The organism is Bacillus sp. PK6-16, from assembly GCF_056530295.1.
On sequence record NZ_CP096511.1, the window covers coordinates 2,832,315 to 2,853,160 of the forward strand.

The 20,846-nt window shown below is 32.5% G+C and carries 20 protein-coding genes and 2 pseudogenes; 6 read left to right on the forward strand and 16 right to left on the reverse strand.

What is annotated here, in order from left to right:
- Positions 1 to 414: 414 nt before the first annotated feature.
- On the forward strand, positions 415 to 1,641 hold the full coding sequence (locus M1D66_RS14590; RefSeq protein ID WP_048535348.1) for an AraC family transcriptional regulator: 1,227 nt from the start codon (positions 415 to 417) through the stop codon (positions 1,639 to 1,641).
- Between the two features lie 332 nt (positions 1,642 to 1,973).
- Here the strand turns inward: M1D66_RS14590 and M1D66_RS14595 are convergent, their stop codons facing one another.
- The 6 genes from M1D66_RS14595 to M1D66_RS14620 all read right to left on the reverse strand — a co-directional run bounded on the left by M1D66_RS14595 (position 1,974) and on the right by M1D66_RS14620 (position 8,082).
- Positions 1,974 to 4,655, reverse strand: coding sequence for a M4 family metallopeptidase (locus M1D66_RS14595; RefSeq protein ID WP_086385287.1), 2,682 nt, complete (start codon positions 4,653 to 4,655; stop codon positions 1,974 to 1,976).
- A 174-nt stretch (positions 4,656 to 4,829) separates the two neighbouring features.
- Positions 4,830 to 5,204 carry a hypothetical protein gene (locus M1D66_RS14600; protein ID WP_242554554.1) on the reverse strand — a complete coding sequence of 125 codons (375 nt, stop codon included), beginning with the start codon at positions 5,202 to 5,204 and terminating at the stop codon, positions 4,830 to 4,832.
- Positions 5,205 to 5,395: 191 nt separating this feature from the next.
- On the reverse strand, positions 5,396 to 6,244 hold the full coding sequence (locus M1D66_RS14605) for a GNAT family N-acetyltransferase (RefSeq protein ID WP_069604094.1): 849 nt from the start codon (positions 6,242 to 6,244) through the stop codon (positions 5,396 to 5,398).
- A 143-nt stretch (positions 6,245 to 6,387) separates the two neighbouring features.
- A complete protein-coding gene (mtnN, locus tag M1D66_RS14610) occupies positions 6,388 to 7,125 on the reverse strand; it encodes a 5'-methylthioadenosine/S-adenosylhomocysteine nucleosidase (protein WP_001987381.1) in 738 nt (245 codons plus the stop codon).
- The gene (locus tag M1D66_RS14615; RefSeq protein ID WP_140335689.1) at positions 7,122 to 7,796 is read right to left on the reverse strand and encodes a DUF3885 domain-containing protein; all 675 of its coding nucleotides are present in this window, start codon (positions 7,794 to 7,796) and stop codon (positions 7,122 to 7,124) included. Before M1D66_RS14615 ends, mtnN begins: the two co-directional genes overlap by 4 nt.
- A 13-nt stretch (positions 7,797 to 7,809) precedes the next feature.
- Entirely contained in the window at positions 7,810 to 8,082 is a 273-nt protein-coding gene (locus M1D66_RS14620; protein WP_097862524.1) for a hypothetical protein, read from the reverse strand.
- Positions 8,083 to 8,274: 192 nt separating this feature from the next.
- Between M1D66_RS14620 and M1D66_RS14625 the strand changes: the two genes are divergently transcribed.
- From M1D66_RS14625 to M1D66_RS14635, 3 genes are all read left to right on the forward strand, one after another.
- Positions 8,275 to 8,970 (forward strand): response regulator transcription factor, encoded by a 696-nt coding sequence (locus M1D66_RS14625; RefSeq protein WP_001038807.1) that lies wholly within the window; start codon positions 8,275 to 8,277, stop codon positions 8,968 to 8,970.
- Positions 8,960 to 10,117, forward strand: a complete 1,158-nt coding sequence (locus tag M1D66_RS14630) for a sensor histidine kinase (protein ID WP_001243307.1) — start codon at positions 8,960 to 8,962, stop codon at positions 10,115 to 10,117. Before M1D66_RS14625 ends, M1D66_RS14630 begins: the two co-directional genes overlap by 11 nt.
- Positions 10,118 to 10,292: 175 nt before the next feature.
- On the forward strand, positions 10,293 to 11,309 hold the full coding sequence (locus tag M1D66_RS14635) for a D-alanyl-D-alanine carboxypeptidase family protein (RefSeq protein WP_046392706.1): 1,017 nt from the start codon (positions 10,293 to 10,295) through the stop codon (positions 11,307 to 11,309).
- A 62-nt stretch (positions 11,310 to 11,371) separates the two neighbouring features.
- Here M1D66_RS14635 and M1D66_RS14640 read toward each other — a convergent pair.
- Positions 11,372 to 11,482, reverse strand: a pseudogene (locus tag M1D66_RS14640) (DinB family protein); the annotation flags it as partial.
- A gap of 165 nt (positions 11,483 to 11,647) precedes the next feature.
- Between M1D66_RS14640 and M1D66_RS14645 the strand changes: the two are divergent.
- Entirely contained in the window at positions 11,648 to 11,785 is a 138-nt protein-coding gene (locus M1D66_RS14645; RefSeq protein WP_000376554.1) for a DUF3956 domain-containing protein, read from the forward strand.
- Between the two features lie 353 nt (positions 11,786 to 12,138).
- Here the strand turns inward: M1D66_RS14645 and M1D66_RS14650 are convergent.
- From M1D66_RS14650 to M1D66_RS14665, 4 genes and pseudogenes are all read right to left on the reverse strand, one after another.
- Positions 12,139 to 12,395, reverse strand: a pseudogene (locus tag M1D66_RS14650) (DinB family protein); the annotation flags it as partial.
- A 49-nt stretch (positions 12,396 to 12,444) separates the two neighbouring features.
- On the reverse strand, positions 12,445 to 13,014 hold the full coding sequence (locus M1D66_RS14655; protein ID WP_000513270.1) for a nucleoside/nucleotide kinase family protein: 570 nt from the start codon (positions 13,012 to 13,014) through the stop codon (positions 12,445 to 12,447).
- A 45-nt stretch (positions 13,015 to 13,059) separates the two neighbouring features.
- Complete coding sequence (locus tag M1D66_RS14660) at positions 13,060 to 13,593, reverse strand: GNAT family N-acetyltransferase (protein ID WP_000990082.1); 534 nt, start codon at positions 13,591 to 13,593, stop codon at positions 13,060 to 13,062.
- Between the two features lie 105 nt (positions 13,594 to 13,698).
- Positions 13,699 to 14,055, reverse strand: coding sequence for a hypothetical protein (locus M1D66_RS14665; protein WP_000535577.1), 357 nt, complete (start codon positions 14,053 to 14,055; stop codon positions 13,699 to 13,701).
- 563 nt (positions 14,056 to 14,618) lie between these two features.
- On the opposite strand from M1D66_RS14665, the gene M1D66_RS14670 reads away from it, so the two are divergent.
- Positions 14,619 to 15,056, forward strand: a complete 438-nt coding sequence (locus M1D66_RS14670; RefSeq protein WP_172459103.1) for a hypothetical protein — start codon at positions 14,619 to 14,621, stop codon at positions 15,054 to 15,056.
- 309 nt (positions 15,057 to 15,365) lie between these two features.
- Here M1D66_RS14670 and M1D66_RS14675 read toward each other — a convergent pair whose 3' ends face one another.
- The 5 genes from M1D66_RS14675 to M1D66_RS14695 are packed head-to-tail and all read right to left on the reverse strand — an operon-like array spanning position 15,366 to position 20,841.
- Entirely contained in the window at positions 15,366 to 17,306 is a 1,941-nt protein-coding gene (locus M1D66_RS14675; protein WP_242554555.1) for an AMP-binding protein, read from the reverse strand.
- Between the two features lie 49 nt (positions 17,307 to 17,355).
- Positions 17,356 to 18,897, reverse strand: a complete 1,542-nt coding sequence (locus tag M1D66_RS14680; RefSeq protein ID WP_000886744.1) for an acyl-CoA carboxylase subunit beta — start codon at positions 18,895 to 18,897, stop codon at positions 17,356 to 17,358.
- Positions 18,898 to 18,899: 2 nt separating this feature from the next.
- Complete coding sequence (locus M1D66_RS14685) at positions 18,900 to 19,688, reverse strand: enoyl-CoA hydratase (RefSeq protein ID WP_000939818.1); 789 nt, start codon at positions 19,686 to 19,688, stop codon at positions 18,900 to 18,902.
- A 4-nt stretch (positions 19,689 to 19,692) separates the two neighbouring features.
- On the reverse strand, positions 19,693 to 20,604 hold the full coding sequence (gene mvaB / locus M1D66_RS14690) for a hydroxymethylglutaryl-CoA lyase (protein WP_000775436.1): 912 nt from the start codon (positions 20,602 to 20,604) through the stop codon (positions 19,693 to 19,695).
- 21 nt (positions 20,605 to 20,625) lie between these two features.
- Complete coding sequence (locus tag M1D66_RS14695; RefSeq protein ID WP_001987345.1) at positions 20,626 to 20,841, reverse strand: acetyl-CoA carboxylase biotin carboxyl carrier protein subunit; 216 nt, start codon at positions 20,839 to 20,841, stop codon at positions 20,626 to 20,628.
- Between the last annotated feature and the right edge of the window lie 5 nt (positions 20,842 to 20,846).

The following is a 20,846-nucleotide window of genomic DNA, read 5'->3' on the forward strand; positions in this document are numbered from 1 at the left end:
TCTCTCCACATGATATATGTAATTTTCTCCCCTAAATTACACGTATATCCCTATTTCAAGAATCATTACATTTGTTACATAATAGCTTTCACTACTAATTTCGACTAGTCACTTACTGTCAATCTATTCATTTCTCACTTCCTATCCCTATTTAAAATCCAATCTTAATCATTTTTTAATACATATAAGTAATAACCAACAAATAAGTGTGACGATTCATATTTTACGTTACTGTCCAAAACTATTACCTGTATATTCAAATAATATGTGCTATCCATGTTAAATTATGGTATTATTCTTAGAAGTTTATAACTTTTATTTATATTTTTTATTGATAAAGGTTTTCTGTATCTACTTATGAAAAAGGAATATATGTTTATTTAACTATTACGCATAACTGTAAGGAGGAAGAATATGACTAAAAAACTCAGTCTAGTTGAGATAGAGTACATTTGCAATATGTTTTTTCAATCTTTCGAAATTCCAGTTTGTTTTTTAGATTGTAACAAAAATATTCTTTTAGAATTTAAATCAAAAAATGATTCACATTCGTTATATACATCAAAAATAGAACAGTTACATATGCTTTTTCAGAGAAATGATACATATAATTCCCCCATCTTCAGAACTCACGAATATCTAGGGCACTTTATTTTAATTCACATAAAGAGCGATTATATGGTGAACGGTACTGTTATTATTGGGCCCTTGACACATGTAAATTTTTCTACAAGTAAAGCGGATAGTAACCTTAATTTTATTCCAAATTATAAAAGAACAAGAGACCATTATTTTTCATTGTCAGTCAAAGATCAAAATTTCTTTGTAAATATAGCGATATTGTTCTATAACATTCTCTATCAAAAAAATTCAGATGTAAGCACCTTTTCAAATAACAGTGACTCACTTCATATAAGTCATAGCAGCATCTTAAACGAAGATGTATATATTTCAATGCAAAAAGACGAATCCATTTATCATAATTTATATATAGAGCAGCAACTACTTAGTTCTATAGAAAACGGGGATAAAGAAACCGTACTCAAATATTATTACGAATTCCAACAAGAGACTCTTTCATCTTTATCTTCATTCCATCAATTAAGACGTCATAAAAACATTTGTATTTCATCCATCACGCTCGCTACTAGATATGCGATAAAAGGGGGACTTCCATCTGGGATTGCTTACAAAATTTATGATTTACATATTCAAAGAACAGAAGATTTAAAAGACAAAGAATCTGTTTGGGATTTATTAAAAAATGCTTTTTGTACCTTTGCAGACCGTGTAAAGGCACAAAAAACACAGCAACATTCACAGACTATTGCTATTTGCAAAAACTACATTTTTAAAAATATTTACAATCCAATATCTGTTAAACAACTTGCTAAATTTGCAAATGTGAATTCAGATTATTTATCTATATTATTTAAAAAAGAAGTCGGTATTTCATTAATTGAGTACATTCAACGTGAACGAATCGAAGAAGCAAAGAAATTATTAACTTTCACCACCTATCCTTTATCAGACATATGCGCTTCGCTTAATTTTAGCGATCAAAGTTATTTCACTAAAATTTTTAAAAAATTCACCAATGAAACACCTGGTAAATATCGAAAATCTCATGTTGTCATTTAGAGTGACACTTCCATTAAAACAAAGTGTTTTCAGTAACTTATCAATGGCAAATTAGAAGTACTCCTATATTCATGAGCTATAGGATTTATACTATTTTCAAATTAAAAAACACGTTACTATTCTTTTATTTTAATGAGAATAGTAACGTGTTTTATATGTAATATAGTTCTGTAGACAGAATAGTATCCAACTGCAAATTTTTATAAAAGCCAAATGTACCGCTTAACTATTAAAATCTTAATAAGTAAAAAATCCATATTTCGTTTTATTTACTTTCTACTTTATTTCTTTTGAATACTGAACTCTTTTCTTCAAACGAATGATCCCTACTATTATTTTTGTATCTTTCTAAATTTGCGAATCAAAGTGAGTACTGTACCTGCAATAATCATCAATATGCCGATTGCTGCACTGTTAGTTGTACTTACACCCGTCTTTGGCAGCTCCTTATATGTATATTCTTTTTTATCGGTATTACTGTTATTTGAGATATTATTGTTATTTTTCTTATTAGCAAGACCATTAGGTTTGCTAGTTTCTTTATCTTTCACTAATACTTTTTGTATCGTATTTACCTCATTACCCACGGAATCTCTTACACTATATATTATTTCATAAATACCGGCTTTATTTGTATCTATAGTTCCTTCATACGCTACTTTAGAAGTAAGGTCACCGTCCTCTTTATCAGTAGCTGATACCCCTACCAACGGATCAAATTGATCACCCTCAGTAATTGAAGTTGTAGCAGGTACTTTTAGTATTGGTTTATCATTTTTAACTTCTTCTCTAACTTTGACCGTTACAGTTTGCTTCGCCGTTACTTCATGATCTTTAGAATCTGTAACCGTGTACGTTAATACGTAAGTACCGGCTTTAGTTGTATCTACTTCACCATCAACTTTGATTTTAGAAGTGAGATCACCGTCTTCTTTATCGATAGCTAATACTTCTGCCATTGGAACAAATGAATCTCCTACATGAATTGTCGCTCCAACAGGCACTGTTAATTTAGGTTCTAAATCTGATGTTTCTCCATTTCCCTCTACAATTACAGTCTGTCTAGCCGTTGTATTTCTCCCTTGGGAATCAACGACCAAGTATTCCACAATGTATGTACCTGGTTTTGAAGTATCTACATCGCCTTTATGCTTTACTTTATTTGTTAAATCACCATCTTCTTTATCAACAGCTTTTACATTTCTCATTGGATCAAACGTATCACCTACACGTAGTGTAATTGTAAACGGCACAGTTAACTCTGGAGCTTGGTTTTCTGCTGTTTTTTCGTTTTCTTTCACCGTTCCTGTAATTTTTGCCGCATCAAAAGCATTTTGGACTGCTTGAACTTCAATTGAGTTCGCTCCATATTTATTGGTTGCCACTTTAAGGCATGCCAATCTCAATTCAGAGAAATTAGAAGTCATATTTAATTCATCATTATTTGCATAATAGAAAATATCAAACATTTTATCTTCACCAATACCATTTACATTTACACCGTTATGAGTACCACCTTGTGCCATTAAATACGCAACTTTATTAATAATACTTGAGTTAAAATGAACGCCTCCATAATCCTCTCCATTTAAATCATTATATTTACTATAATCATCAGGATACGGTAGTCCTTCTGAAAAATTAATTGCAGTTGGATTTTTCATATTACGAAAAGTCGATCCAGTTTGTTCTCCTATTGTCCAGTTAAATTCCCCATTATTTATGTATTTCTCTATAGCCGTTCCCATAATATCCGATAATGCCTCGTTAATTGCCCCAGATTCTCCTGAAAATTCAAGGTTAGATTCACTTGATGTAACTGCATGTGTAAATTCATGACCCGCTATATCGAATGCTTTTACCATAGGATCTCCATATAAAAGCATACTAATGTTATTAATATTAGTACTAAATGCATTCTCCCAATTTTCAGGATCATTTGTTCCTCCAGAATCCCATGCATGTACAACTGAAACTACTTTTTTTCCTTTATTATCAAAACTATTACGCTTATATTTTTCTTTATAAAAATCGTATACCTTTGTTGCTAAGAAATGAGCGCTTACCGCCTTTGGATCATTAAATGTTGTTGAAACACTAGTTGCTAGTATACCAGGATAATAACTTTCTTCATTTGTAATATCTCTATAATTTACATCATATGTCTCAATTCCTTGTCCTCTTGTGTAATCAGCAAGTGCATAATTCCCACTGGTTTGTTTAGAAATACCAAATGTACGAGTTACGCCTAAATCATCTTTTCCTGTTCCAGTTAATGATGTGAAATTGCTAGTTTTATTTTCCTTAACGGATTCAACATACTCTTCATTTATTTTCAAACTTGATTCTTGTACCATATCTTTTAACATTTCACCATTATGAGCATTCACTAAATAAGTTCCAGATACATAATTTGGTGTTGTAGCAGCAAATGTAACTTGATATGCATTGCTAGCCTGCCCATGATTTTCATCAACAAAAATAACTGCCTTAACTTCTGGCTCAGAAATAAATTTAGTATCGTTTCCGTACTTTTTATAAATATATTGTTTTGCTTCTTCTTTTGATAAATTAATAGGTTTCTTTAAATCTTCTTGTGTTAAATTTTGTGCGCTAGCTCCTGAAATGCTTTTAATAATACCTTTTTTATCTACGTGAGCAGTCAACTGGTGGCCATATACTTCTTTTCCTTCATATATTTGTTGCATGCGCAAAAGTGTAGTTCCATCATAAGAACCACGTTTTTGAAGAACTTTGTAATCTACTCCTGTTTCTGCACTAACTTGTTTTGGAGACAAAGCATGCTCCGTATTTTCCTTAAGTGCATCTTTCACTACATTCTCTGGCGCCTTTTTTGATGGTTGTGTAAGATCACCTGTACGGAACGAATCCTCTTGAATTTCAACTTGCATTTGACCAGGTTCCTCTGCATGACCTACTCCATATGGTGTTACACTTGTTAAGACGAATCCTGTTGTTAATGCAACTATAGCTATTTCTTTTTTATTTCCCATGATATTTACCTCGTATAAATTTCTATTATTTATATGAAACTGCTAAAATGTATACAATCTATTCCTAACATAAAAAGATGACTTTTGTAATCTACAAAAGCCACCTCTTCAATATGTAATATCCCTAAAATGTTTTTAATACATAATTTCTATACAAAAAGAAAAAAGCATTCATTAACGAGCATTTTGCAATACTTTTATTAGGTCATTTATATTTTCAACTTTCTGCTGAAACTGATCAAATCTGCTATGTAACAATGAAGGATTTTTATCTTCAGTTGAAATAACTTGTTTTAATTCGTTTTCTAATTTATCATACATATCAAAGAAATTATCAAATTCTACACTTACAAGCTCTTCATTTTCGCGATAGAATCTTTTTGCTTCTATATAAGTCATATATGATTTATTTAAAAATCCTAATGAAATTAAATATTTAGAAGTGTTTTCTTGATAAATAGCAATATCACACGCTATTTTAATATCAGAATAAGTCTTTTGAACGAGACAATGCAATTCAAAAATCTTAAACTTTAATCCATTATTCATTTCATCCCCTCCCATCGTATCTATTCTACATAAAATTAGAATATTATACAAAGAAAATTATTAGCATGAAATTGACAATTTAAAAAATAACTTAAGGATAAACAAAATCCCTCTCATTATAAATTATAGTTGCGGAGCATTTACCAACATAACAGCAAAATAAAAAGCGAAAAGAATAAATCTTTCCGCTCTTAGAGTAATAAATACATTTCATATTGCGCTAAAGAATTCTTTTCAAATCCACATTTCTTAAGAAAACCTTCCAGTAAATTATTGTTAGGAAACCCAATTGATAAACTTGATAAATGTAATTCTTCTCTTGCTACTTGTAATAATTTCATCCCAACACCAATATTTCTATAATCTTTGTCTACGAAAATAAAACTAATTTTACCTTGTTTATTTACACATAGAGAGCCTTTTAAGTCATTATCGACATATACACCATAAAATACATTATTTGTTTTTTTGATATAATCAATATCATTTTGCCAATTTATATGGAAGTTTAACCATTTCTGAATTTCATCTTTAAAAGTTGGAAATTCTAATTGTTTTACTTCACTATCCTTACAATCTTTATTCATTATTTTAGTCAAATCATTTAAATTATAATAAGAAAGATCGTACACTTTTTCATAGCCCAACTTATTATAAAAATGAATCGCTCGGTCATTTCCTACAATGACTTCGAGAAAAAGTTGCTTACATCCATGTTGAATTGCCTCTTCTTTATGCAGTTCAAATAATTTTTGACTCACACCAATACCGCGGTAATTAGGATGAACCGCTAATGTTCCGCAGCGCATAGTCTTTATACTTTCATAATCCTTTATACCACCTAATATTACGCCAACTGATTTGTCACCGTCTAAAGCAAGAAAAGAATGTTCTAGCAAATTACCTTCTGGTCCCAAAAAACGGTGTATAAAATCACCTTTTGAAACTTCCATTTTAATAATGTAATCTGAAAATCCAACTTTAAAAGCTTCATATACTAAATCAATATTTACATCACTACACCTTTTATATTGAATCATATAAAATTGCCCTCCAACTGCTTATATTAAACTCAACGTGTACCCATATAATATATTCCATCTATTATAAATTTCAGCTCTTAATTTGAAATGAGCGGACATTTCCCTACATATAACTCACTATTGATTTGTTTTATAACAAACTATCTATTATTTACTACATTAACCTCATAAACACGTAAAAAAGCAATTAAATGCTCACATGCTCTTTCACATGCTAGCATTTTAAAGATTTTTTGTTCTTCTTTCGTTTTATCATTTGCTTGATCTGAAGCAGCTTTTAAACAGAGAAATGGTTTTTTATTTATTTGACACACATAGGCGAAAGCTGCTACTTCTTGATCAACTGCCAATGCTCCATATACGGTATGGAGTAAATATCTCATTTCTGAACTACGAATACGTTGATCTCCGGATAAAAATGTACCGAAATGTATTGGATCATATGATCGTATTTTTTTTATTCTTCTTACAAGTGATTTTGTTGTTTCAATAGGTGCTGTTCTACCGTTATATAAATTAAAAACATCTTCCCCTGAGCCAGCTGCAGTAACATCGTGTTGTATTGCGTTTAGTGCCACTACAATATGACCGTTTTTCACCTTGTTTGATAAACTTCCGCATATTCCTGTCATAAACAACTCATCTGGCTGAAACTCACTAATTAACAATTGTACACAACTAGCGCAGCTTACTTTACCGACACCAGTAACAACTGATATAATTTCCAGCTCATTAATAGTATGAAAATGAAATTCCCAAGCTGCTCTTTTTTCAACACGTTCACTCGGATAATGTTGATGCAAATACGTCAGTTCTGGTTCCCATGCAGATACTATTGCAATACGTTTCATTACACGCTTCACTTCCCCTATTGTCATTTAAATAAGTTATCTATACTCTCTCGTTCATAATCTGGAATCCATTCTTTGTATTTCTTATATAAATCTCGTATTATTTCTTTATTCTTCGCAATTACTTCACATCCTCTATCATCATACATAAACATGACAATATCTTTCGTTGCATTAATGAGAAATACATCTGGATAAAAAATTTCTTTTTTTCGTCCAAATCGAGGATACAGAGCAGAGAAATTCTCATGATTAGCAGCTTGTATAAGCAATTTATACTTAATATCTTCTACGAGACATTTTAAAGAAAATTGATATGTACAATATAAATCTGCTTCTTCATCTTCAAATAGAAACGGTAACGTTTCTTGTCTTATATGAAATCTTAAATCTCTTTTCTTAATATATTTATTGTATACATTTATTTTCTGTGGAGTTTTTATGTTTTCCTTTTTAAATCTATAAACATTTGTCACTACAAACACTACATCTTCTTTTGAAAATATGTCTTCAAATAAGAATTTATTATATGTATATAGTTGAGAAAAGTATTCCATATTTAAATCGTCGGTTCCTTCTACAATTTGATATTTATCTTTTCCGAAATCAAAATGTAAATGATTTCCCCACTGAGAATATAAGTAGGGTCCTAATGTAACTCCTGGAAATGTTTGAGTCATATATTCTTTTAATTGCATTTCCTTGTCCTTTCTACTGTACAATTCCTTTTAAATCCCAGTATGCTTCTTCTAGCCACGGATGTATAACTTTAAATGTATCTTTCCTTTCCCACAAATATGAAATATATACAAAAGCTACTTTTTCTTTATCTACGTGAAACTTTTCTGCAATCTTTTTTGCCTCATTTGCTACACGAATTGAATGTTTATATGTAAACTCTTTATTATATTTTAGTAGAAAAGCTTTAATATCATTTTCTATTTTTCCAGTTTGAGTAAATGAATATTTATCATTACATAACATAGAAAATCCCCCTTATAACTACCTTTCATTATAATGTAGAATCTAAATATCTTTGTTATTTTATATTCGATATTAATCTTTTTACTCCTTTTTAATACGTTACATGAAATTTTATACAGAATCATCGCTACAAGTACATAAATGTTTGATATTATAGTAATGTTGATGATTTGTAAGGAAAGGAACTACACAATGAATAAAAACATATTAATTATTGATGATGATAAAGAAATTGTTGAATTACTTGCTGTTTATTTGCGAAATGAAGGCTATAACATTTATAAAGCTTATGATGGCGATGAAGCATTGCAAAAGGTTTCTACATATGAAGTTGACCTTATGATTTTGGATATTATGATGCCAAAACGAAACGGATTAGAAGTTTGTCAGGAAGTGCGTGAAAATAATACTGTACCAATTCTAATGCTTAGTGCAAAAGCAGAAGATATGGATAAAATATTAGGCCTTATGACAGGTGCCGATGATTATATGATCAAACCATTCAATCCATTAGAATTAGTAGCTAGAGTGAAAGCTTTATTACGAAGATCCTCTTTCCAAAATGCTACTTCGCAAAAGAATGAAGATGGTATTATTCGTATTCGCTCTGTTGAAATACATAAACATAATCATACAGTTAAAGTAAATGGAGAGTACATTAAACTAACCTCTATTGAATTCGATATTTTATATTTACTTGCGAGTAATACAGGAAGAGTATTTAGTTCAGAAGAAATTTTCGAACGCGTTTGGAATGAAGATGGTTATGGTTCAAATAAGACGGTAATGGTCCATATTAGCAACTTACGAGATAAACTTGAAACAGTAATAAATGGAGAAAAATTTATTCATACTGTTTGGGGAGTTGGCTATAAAATTGAGAAATGAAGCATTTGATATATTAAAAGATATTCCTAAATGGAAACTTATTTTTTGGCTTTTATTAGCTATCACACTCACTCCTATTACTGAATTAATTATTTATCGCCTCGTTACGAGTGTAATTGAAAGTTCACTTACTCTAACCGAACTCGGTAAAGAATTCATTCGAATTTTTGGTTATGAAAAGTATAAAGGGATTAAAGAGTCTTTATGGATGATGATTGTATCTTATTTGTTTTTATTTTCTATTTTTTCATCCTATCTTTACATTTTTTATCGTCACGAGAAAAAACTTTATTATGAAACTTGTATAAAAAAAATGATAGAAGAAATTCGTTATATTGCAAATGGAAACTTCAATCATAAAGTTTCTATTGTAAATCATAATTATCTAGAAGAATTAGCAATCGGGGTCAATGAAATTGTTGAACAATTAAAAGTCTCCATTGATGAAGAAAGACAAGCTGAACAAGCAAAAAGTGAACTTATTACAAATGTATCACATGACTTACGCACTCCCCTTACTTCTATAGTTGGATACGTAAATTTAATCCATCATGATAATTATAGAGATGAAGTGGAATTGCGATACTATATTCAAGTCATTTACGATAAGGTAACTCGTCTTAATGCATTAATGAATGACTTGTTCGAATATACACGTGTTCAAAATAAAGAATTAAGCTTGTATTCTGTTCCTATTGATATTGTAGAGTTACTTGGACAATTAACTGTTCAATTCCGTATACAATTTCAAGAAGCTAATATAGAATGTCGGCCTTCTTTCCCGTCTCAAAAGCTCATGGTATTAGCTGATGGTGACAAATTAGTGCGTGTGTTTGAAAATCTTATTATAAACGCTATCGCTTATGGAAGCGAAGGTCGCTATATTGACCTTACTGCTTATGAAAGCAATAATATGATTACAATTGATATAACAAATTACGGACAACCTATTCCTAGTACGGATTTACCTCATATTTTTGAACGTTTTTATCGCGTTGAGAAATCTCGCTCTACAAACACTGGTGGATCTGGACTTGGATTAGCAATTGCAAAGAGTATAGTCGAATTGCATAAAGGAACAATTGAAGTATATAGTGATGACGAAAAAACAACATTCACTGTAAAACTACTCCCATACAAATGTTAATATTACAAATAAAAAGTTCAATTTCTTACCATATAAGAAATTGAACTTTTTCCATAATTACCCTAAATTTAATAATCCTTTATAATTCTTTAGAAATTCTTTACCTTTTCTTTCTTCCTAATTAAGCATTCCTTTTTACAATACTATTATTGATGTCATAATAGGAGGATCGCTTATGCAATTCTTAAAGAAATTCGCTATTTTATTATTATCTTTTTTTATTACTGCACTTATCGTTTTATATTTTTATCTTTATGTAAATGGTCCGATTATTCAAGCTAAATCAGCTATTTTAATAAATGCTAATTCAGGTGAAATTGTTTATAAAAAAAATGAAGAAACTCCAGTACAATCAGCTGCTTTATCTAAATTAATGACAGAATATATCGTATTGGAGCAACTAAATGATAGAAAAATACAGTTAGATGACTTCGTACAAATAAGTAACGAAGTTTTCCGAGTAGAAACAAGCCCTATACAAGTAACATCGAATGATAAAACAACGGTTCGTGATTTACTTCATGCATTGCTACTGGCAGGGAATAATCGTTCTGCACTCGCCCTAGCAGAACACATTGCTGGAAATGAAGATAACTTTACAGTATTAATGAATAAAAAAGCAAAAGAACTAAAGTTATTACAACCATCTCCATTTCTAAACTCTACTGGAATTAATAATAATACAAATAAACAATCAACTACAACAGCGATAGACGCAGCTAAACTAGCAGCACGATTAGTAAAAGATTTTCCAGATGTATTGAATATTACGAAACTAACCTCTTACCAATTTACCTTCAAAGATTCCCAGGTTTTCAATACGAATAAAATGATATATTCCCTTAATGAAAACATTAAACTTCAAGGTGTTGATGGCTTACAAACTAGTTTTTCAACTAACGGTAATTATAGTTTTGTCAGTACAGTAAAACTTGGAGATACTAGACTAATTTCAGTAATATTAGATGCAGATGAAGAAAACATTTCATTTATTGAAACAAAAAAGTTGCTCCAGTATGGTTTTGATCCTTCCTCGTACTCTGCACTCCAAGCTTTTAAAGACGCCCTTACATCTTGGACAATATTGCTTCAGTTTAAAAATTTAATTATACAAACTATAATGATTTTTTTAATCATTACCACCTTAATGTTTTTACATATACGTCAGAAAAAATCCGAGGATTTCAATTAAGAAATCTTCTTATATATATAAAACCGACTTGCGCTTGAGATGCAAGTCGGTTTTTAATTCTATCATCCTCTTCCAAGCAAATTTGCTGAAACTGGTTGCAAGTTTAACTCTCTCGCCCATATAGATAGCTGACCAATATGATAAATTTCATATCCCATTACATGTCTTAAAACTTATGTTTTTTGAGGCATACATCCATCTCTGTTTCCTTTCGTTGTGTTCGTTTGTTTAGTTTAAATGGGTTAATCTATTAATTCTATTAAATCCAACAATTGAACTATTACACTTTAAAGTTCTACTCATATACTATAGTAGATTACTAGAAAGGAGGCTTAACTATGGATAGTTGTGTTGTATTTGTAAACGGACAACCTTTTTTAGTTCTTTCAGTAGCTGGTATTGAAATTGCTAGATTAGAGATTTCCCTTCAAGTAGCATTAGCTCTAAGAGTGCTTGGGATACCAATCTGTGATTAATTACCAAATTAAAAGAAAAAGCGGGCATTAGCCCTCTTTTTCTATTTTTTTCTCATCTTTTTTTAACAACTAACAAAATTTTAATTTTTATATTGTAATGAAAATCCGAAAAATCAATCCATTTTATTCAATAAAAAAGATCAACACCCATACCTCATTATCCGTTTCTAAAAAATTAGAATTCGATTAATTACAAGAAAATTTAAATATACGAACGTTACATAAAATACTTGTTAGAATAGCTGTCCTTCACACTATTTATTTCGCCGACGTTATATAATCAAAGCACCAATGATTAACTTTTTATACGGCTTATTTTAAGTGTGCTAGCATTCTAGGCTAGATGATCATGACTGCAAAAAAACTTCAAGTTCTCGTTTATATAAATCAGATAACGCTTTCACTTTTTGAATCGATTGATAATCTTTAAATTGCGGTTCTCTATCTTCTTCTTGAAAAGCACTAATCCAACTATACTCTACATCTACAATATGAAATAATGTTTCTAAAATACCCCCAGTTTGCAAAGTAAATCTTCCTCTGAAAGTTGTTCACACCACTTAAACCAATCATCTCTTACTTGCCAATTATATTGAAATAAAGTGTACACATTTATCTCTCTTACTTCAATTATCCACCTAACAGCATCTGTTATACATTTAACCATTGACAATCACTTCTCTTCGGCCAAGTTCCTCTACAGCGTGATTAATTATTTCACTTACAGATAAAGAACCATCCAATATGATATCTGAATTCGGCTTAACAGTATGAATTGCCTCTAAATAAGCTTTTCTCGCATATGTCATGTAATGTTCCAAATCATTATGTATTTCATCTATTGTACCTTCCTTAAAATCTCGCAAAATCCTTCTAGCCATCGCAATATCTAAAGGCGTATCAATAAATATAGTTACATCAATGAATTTTCGCATCTCACTATTTAAGTATGCAAAAGGATAATCTACAATAATATAGTCTAAGGTATTATTTTGTATAAGTTGCTCAATATCATGAATTAATGGTGTTAATACCCACTCGTCGTAATTCGCCCCATCATCAATCCATTTACAAATATCAGCAGGATAGTTATCAAATGTATAACTATCAAAATATAGAGCTTTTGAGTTTTTAAACTTATGCTTTAATCTTTCTGTAATTGTAGTTTTACCTCCCCCCGAAACAGCTGCAATTGAAATTATTTTTGTTTTATTATCCACTATACCCACCAAGCCCCTTTGTTAACATAATATAATTATAAATTACTATTGTTGCTACTTCTTCCATTCATATTCTAACATACTCATTTCCCATAAATTCCAATACGTTTCTCCTACTCTTTTTGACTCTCTTAATAAGCCTTCTTTTACAAACCCTATTTTTTCGTAACATGAAATGGCCGATGTATTAAAATCATACACACCAAGAGTTACTCTATGTAGTTTTAATTCGTCAAAAGCAATATGAAGTACTGCTTTCATCATATGTTTTCCTATAGAACGTCCTCTCATCTTCGTATTACCAACTAATACTTTTCCAATTCTAGCGGACTTATTAATATTATCTATTTGCCCAAGCGAAATATGACCAATAACGTCTGAAGTCTCTTCATCTACCACTTTGAAAGCGAGTGTATTTGCACTTTCTATATACTTCTCTAATTGCTGTTCGTCTAAAGGGAATGTGAATGCATTTCCTGACCATTGTATTAGAAATTCTTCGGAATTAATCCAATTTATTAATTGTTTAAAATCAGATTTCTTAAAACTTTCTAGTTTAATCACTTCCTTGCTCCTTTCGTACATCATGCTTTATAACCTCAAACTTATTTCTATATAAAGAATATATTCTCCTTTTATATGAAATTAAAATAAAGCCATTCATGTGAATGGCTTTACAAAAAAGCAGCATAATTATGCTTTGTTTGCTACATCAATACCATTAAAATCAAAGTCAGCAGTAACCGTTGTAACAGGTGGGAAAATTGCTTCAATTTTACAAATGGAAATAATTACTCCAACCGATCCAGGAATAGCCGCAAGCCTAACTACATCACAACTTACAGACGAAACAGTACCTACATAAGTACGTCCCTCTGTATTAATTTGAACTGTTCGATTAATTAATTTCTTAAGTTCATCTCTAATTCCTTGTACACAAGAATTATCACATTTCTCATGCTGTTCTTTTTTACACTCTTCGAATACTTCCCAACAATCATCTTGTTTACATGTACACTTCTTTTTACAATTATTAAATCGAGAACCCAATACCTCACCCCCTAATCCTTTCTATTAGTAAAGTATGTCCACTAGCTTAAAAGGGTACGAGGCAAACACATAAAAAGAAAAAAACAAACAATTGTACCAAACTTTCTTTTCATTATTCATTATAAAAACAGACTTCTCCTAATTAAAAGCTTTTTAATGAGCGGCCGTGAATTTAGTCCTACTCCATTTAATGTTTAGACACCACTTTCTAAAACAAACCTTTTTTCTTTTAAATAAGACGCCCCTTAAAAACACACTAGATTTCCCCATTAACTCACATATACATAGACTTTATTTGTGGATTTCCCATTTTTCATTGTGAAATATACATTTAAAAAGCGTACACGAAAATAAGATATTATTTGTAATCAGAACATTTTCTTCAACAAGTGTTTATTGAAAAATACCATAACTAGTAGTAGTTCTCTCCACTTTCTCTTAAAAATTAGCATAGTTTGTATGAATTCTATATCGAGTAGAAGACTCTCTATCATATAAAGATAAAATAGTAGGTTAATAAACAAGCCATTTTTTTATTAAAACATAGAATAATATGAACACTATTGAAAGGAGGTAGAAATAAATGTCCTGGAAAAATGATTGCTGGAGTTCTCAGAAAAAGCATTGCTGTGATGATTGGTGGAAATCTAAAGAAAAGCATCATTGTGATGATGATTGGAGTTCTCAGAAAAAGCATTGTAATGATGATTGGTGGAAATCTAAAGAAAAGTGTCATTGTGATGACGATTGGAGTTCTCAGGAAAAACATTGTAATGATGATTGGTGGAAATCTAAAGAAAAGTGTCATCGTGATGATAATTGGAGTTCTAAACGAAATAAGTGTCGTTGTAAATGTTTCTTTATTTGTTGCCATTGTAAAAGAAAAAATTGGTAATATTTTTAATGTCAACGTAAAGGAAAGAATATGTCTTTTGGAACCCATCGGGCTTTTCCGGAAAGTTGATCCCTCACCTACTTCCTTGCTTTTGCTGAATTTTTAGATGGGGGCATTACTGCCCGGCAAATACTAGAATGTAATATATAAAAAGCTGACTGCTTATAGTCAGCTTTTTATATATTAACACGTAAAGGTTTAAACAGACATATAAGCAGTCACGCTTTGTCATCACCTTGTTGTTGTAAATTAGTATTTCTCCATTGAATAGACATTCCATAATATCGTATTTTGATTAAAACTAAAAAACATACTTAACACTAATAGTAGAATTTTTCTTCTTCATCAACTTCACTTCTTCTCTTTTTATAAACATAAAAAAGGAGCTCTATTTATATAGAGCTCCTTTCTAATTTTATAATTTACTAGACTGTAACCCCTGAATAAACGGAACTACTTCAGGATTTACAAGCGATGATAAATCACCTAATTCTTTTCCTAAGTAAGCTGCTTTAATAACACGGCGCATTACTTTAGAATTACGTGTTTTCGGTAAATCTTCTACAACGTGGATGTCTTTAGGACACAACGCTTTTCCAATATGAGAGTTTACTAAACTCATTAATTCTTTCTTTAATTCTCCTGTGAATGTTACATGGTCTCTTAACACTACAAAACAATGACAAACTTCACCTTTTACTTCGTCAGGTACACCAATTGCAGCAGCTTCGATTACATCGTTATGTTTCACAAGAATAGATTCATATTCAGCAGGTCCAATACGTTTACCTGCAATATTTAACGTATCGTCTGAACGCCCTGTGATGATATATTGTTCACCATCGTAAATGACCCAGTCACCGTGGACCCATTTATTTTCAAAACGCGACCAATATGTGTTTACGTAACGTTCATCATCTTCCCAGAAGCTTTTCGTCATACCTACCCAAGGTTTCTCTAAGCATAATTCTCCGACTTCATCTCGAATTGGTTTACCTTGATCATCCAGTACGACAGCTGCCATTCCTGGTAAAGATGAGTTAAAACTAATCGGTGCTATTGGCTTAATAAGAACATTACCGAAAATCCCACCAGAGATTTCAGTTCCACCTGAGTAGTTACAGATTGGGACATTTCCTTTTCCAACTGTTTCAAACAGCCACATCCATGGATCAGGATTCCAAGGTTCTCCTGTTGATGCGAATACTTCCAAACTCTTTAAAGAATGTTTATTGACATACTCATCACCTTTTGCCATCAATGCTCGGATTAACGTTGGCGAAATACCTAGATGAGTAATCTCATATTTATCAACTGTCTCCCATAACCGGTCTGCTTCTGGGAAGTCTGGAACACCTTCGTACATAACCATCGTTGCTCCATTAATGAGTGAACCGAATAATAGAAACGGCCCCATCATCCAGCCCATATCAGTTACCCATAATACACGATCACCTTGTTTAATATTCATTCCAAATCCTGCATCAAAAGCTGCTTTCAAAGGAAATCCTGCATGCGTGTGTACTGTTCCTTTCGGCTTACCAGTCGTTCCTGATGTATAAATGAGCATTAATGGATCATCACTTTGCATTTCCTCGGCATGTATGAATGGTTTTTCCTTTTCTAGCGTACTCCACGAAAAATCATAGTTATGTGGTGTAAAATCATTTCCTGCATGACGAACGATAACAACTTTTTCAACAGTTGGGCAATGTTCACAAGCTTTATCTACTTCATCTTTTAAAGAAACAATTTTACCGCGGCGTGAAAATCCATCTGCGGTAATAATCATTTTTGAACCTGCCGCTTGCACACGTGTCATGACTGCATCAGATGCAAAGCCTGAGAATATTGGTGAAATAATTGCTCCGATTTTCATTACAGCTAGCATCGCAACAACTGTTTCTGGAATCATCGGCATATAAATTGTTACACGATCACCTTTCTCAATACCCGCGTGTTTCAAACCATTTGCAACACGACTTACCCAGTTGTCAAGCTCTTCATATGTAAATGATTTTGAAGTTCCATTTTCCCCTTCGTACTGAAGTGCTGGCTGTATTCTCGTCTCTTCATCCGCAAGCCAGCGGGATAAAGCTGATTCTACAACGTTACATGTTCCGCCATTATACCACTGTGCAAACGGTGTACCATTTTCTAAATCTAACACGTCTGTATAAGGTTTCATCCATTGATAGCCTACTGCCTTTTCTGCCTCTCCCCAAAACCAAGCTGTTTCCTCGATAGATTTATTATAAAAAGTTTCATAATCTTCATATCCCAATGATTTCATCCAACCATATAAACGTGTTTTTTCCTTGTACTCTTCTGTTGGAAACCAAACTGCTTGTTTCAATGTTTTCCCCTCCTTAACTTTTTGAGCAAGAAAGCCCTAAATAGGGCTTTTAAACTGGATATACAGGATGTTTACGATCCGTGAATACTTGATATTTACTCATATACATTTCGAAACGTCCTTTTAATTCTTCACGTAAATTGTTTGGATGAACAATACCATCAATCACCATCTCTGATGCTAAATGATAAATATCAATATCTTTCTTATACTCTTCACGTTTTTCAGCAATGAAGCTAGCACGCTCTTCTTCTGGTAAAGCTGCAATTTTATTTGCATATACAGCATTAACCGCAGCTTCTGGACCCATTACCGCAATAGAGGCTGTCGGTAATGCCAGGCAACAATCTGGTTCAAATGCTGGACCTGCCATCGCATATAAACCAGCACCATATGCTTTACGAACAACGATAGAAATCTTCGGTACAGTTGCTTCACTCATTGCAGAAATCATTTTTGCACCATGGCGAATAATACCAGCACGCTCTACTTTTGTTCCAATCATAAATCCTGGTACATCCGCAAGGAATAATAATGGAATATGATATGCATCACATAAATTAATAAACTTAGCAGCTTTATCAGCTGAATCATGGAATAATACGCCGCCCTTCATACGCGGCTGATTTGCAATAATACCAACAGGCTTACCATCAATACGTGCTAAGCCTGTAATTAGCTCTTGAGCAAATAATTTTTTCACTTCATAGAAGGAACCTTCATCAATAACTCTATTAATGAGATCTTTCATATTGAAAGGAGCATTTTGATTTTCTGGAATGATTTGTTCTAACGTTTTATCGAATTGTTTCGGTTCTTGAGGTGTAACCAATGGAGTCTTTTCTAAGTAGTTATTTGGAAAATATGAAATGTATTGTCTTGCTTGTGTAATCGCATCTTCTTCTGTCTTGCATAAAACATCTCCGCATCCTGATACAGAGCAATGCATACGAGCTCCGCCCATCTCTTCTAAAGTTACCTTCTCACCGATAACCATCTCAGCCATACGAGGAGATCCTAAATACATAGATGCATTTCCTTCTACCATCATTACAACGTCGCAAAAGGCTGGAATATAGGCACCACCAGCTGCAGAAGGTCCAAATAATAAGCATACTTGAGGAACTTTACCTGATAATTTCACTTGATTATAGAAGATTCTTCCTGCACCACGGCGCCCTGGGAACATTTCTACTTGATCTGTAATGCGCGCTCCAGCAGAGTCGACTAAATAAAATAACGGAACACGTAGTTTTTCAGCTGTTTCTTGAATACGTAAAATCTTTTCAACTGTGCGTGATCCCCATGATCCAGCTTTTACAGTAGAATCATTGGCCATTACACATGCAGTACGACCATGTATTTTACCCGTTGCCGTTACAACGCCGTCCGCAGGTAAGCCTGTTTGTTCACAGTTAGCAAATAATGCATCTTCTACATATTCGCCATTATCAAATAGAAGCGCTAAACGATCTCGAACAAATAATTTTCCTTTTGCTTTATTTTGTTCATGATACTTTGGTGCGCCGCCTTGTTTAATCGTTTCAACTCGTTCTTCAAATGAATTAGATTGTTGTTTTTGATCTAACATATTTACTCCCCCTTATACGTTGGTGTGCGTTTTTCCTTGAATGCTTGTAATCCTTCTAATCTATCTTTCGTATGGATTACACCTTCATACGCTTGTTTTTCCATTTGTAATCCGGTATGTAAATCAACTTGAATACCATTTGAAATTGCCTCTTTTGCTAATCGAACAGCAATAGGTCCATTACTAGCAATTTTCTCTGCTATTTCAATCGCTTTCTCTTCAAGTAAATTAGCTGGTACAACAAATTCTACTAAACCATATTCTTTTGCTTCTTGCGCTGAAATACGTCTACCTGTATAAATTAATTCTTTCGCTCTACCAACACCAATTAATCTCGGTAAGCGCTGTGTACCACCCGCTCCTGGTATAATTGCAAGTGTCGTTTCAGTAAGACCAAGACTTGCAGATTCAGCAGCAATTCTAAAATCACAAGCTAAACTTAATTCCGTACCACCACCAAGTGCGATTCCATTTATAGCAGCAATAACTGGCTGTGGTAATTGTTCAACCATCTCCATAGTCGTGCGAATCATACTAACAGCATGGCGAACTTGTTCCTCATTCATACCAGCACGTTCTTTTAAATCAGCACCAGCACAAAATGCTTTTTCACCAGCACCTGTTAGAATAACTACACGCGTATTGGACTCTTCACTTATTTGAGTTAATATGTTTTGTAACTCTTCTAATAACGCTAAAGATAATGAGTTTGCTTGTCTTTCACGATATAACGAAATCTTTACAACGTGAGGTGTTACATAATCAACTGAAATGTTTTGTAATTGTAGCATCTTCTCACCTACTTATCGTTTTATGTTGAAGCGCTCTATACACATGACTCGGTAATTGGATATTTAGCTTACTTTGAATAAATTGACTAGCTCGCAATAACTTTTCTTCGTCTATATTCGTTTGAACTCCTAATTTATGGAGCATATGTACTAGGTCATCAGTAGCAACATTACCTGATGCTCCTGGTGCATAAGGGCAGCCCCCGAGTCCACCACAAGAACTATCAAATGTTGTAATACCGTATTCTAATGATTTAACTACATTTGCTAGAGCCATTCCATACGTATTATGAAAATGCATGGCAAACTGCGAAGCATCATACTTCTTTAATAGATGTTCTAATACTTGTTCTACTTGTAATGGATTCGCTACACCGATTGTATCCCCAAGAGAAACTTCATAAATGCCGTATGAAAATAGTTGATTACATAATTCGTCAACTGCTGTGACACTTATATCCCCTTCATAAGGACATCCAAATACAGTAGAAACATAGCCTCTTACCTTTTTCCCTTCGAATAATGCCTGTTTTGTTATATCTTCGATTACAACTAACGCTTCTTTAATCGATTTATTAATATTACTTTTATTATGAGATTCACTTGCTGATAAAAAAACATTCACCTCATCTACATTTTGCAAAAAAGCTCGTTCCAAACCATTTTGGTTCGGAACAAGCGCAGCATATGTAACATTTGGATCTCTTTTCAGCTCAGAAAACACATCATTTGCATCCGCTAATGCTGGGACCCATTTTGGGTGAACGAATGAGGAAACTTCAACATACGACAATCCTGCTTCTGTAAGTAGTTGAATCCATTTTACTTTATCTTTTGTGCCAACAATCTTTTTTTCATTTTGTAAACCATCACGTGGTCCTACTTCTTTAATGACAGCAAAATTAGGTAGTTTCAATTCGCTTCCCCCTATATCTCCCTATTCAATTTCTAATAATACATCTCCTTCATTTACAAAATCGCCTTCTTGCACATTAATTTTCATAACTGTGCCGGCTTCTTCTGAAATGATTGGAATTTCCATTTTCATAGATTCTAAAATGACGACATCCTGCTCTTCCTCTACTGTATCTCCTACTCCTACAACAATCTTCCAAACGTTTCCTGCCATCGATGCGTATACTTTCGTCATCATTTTTT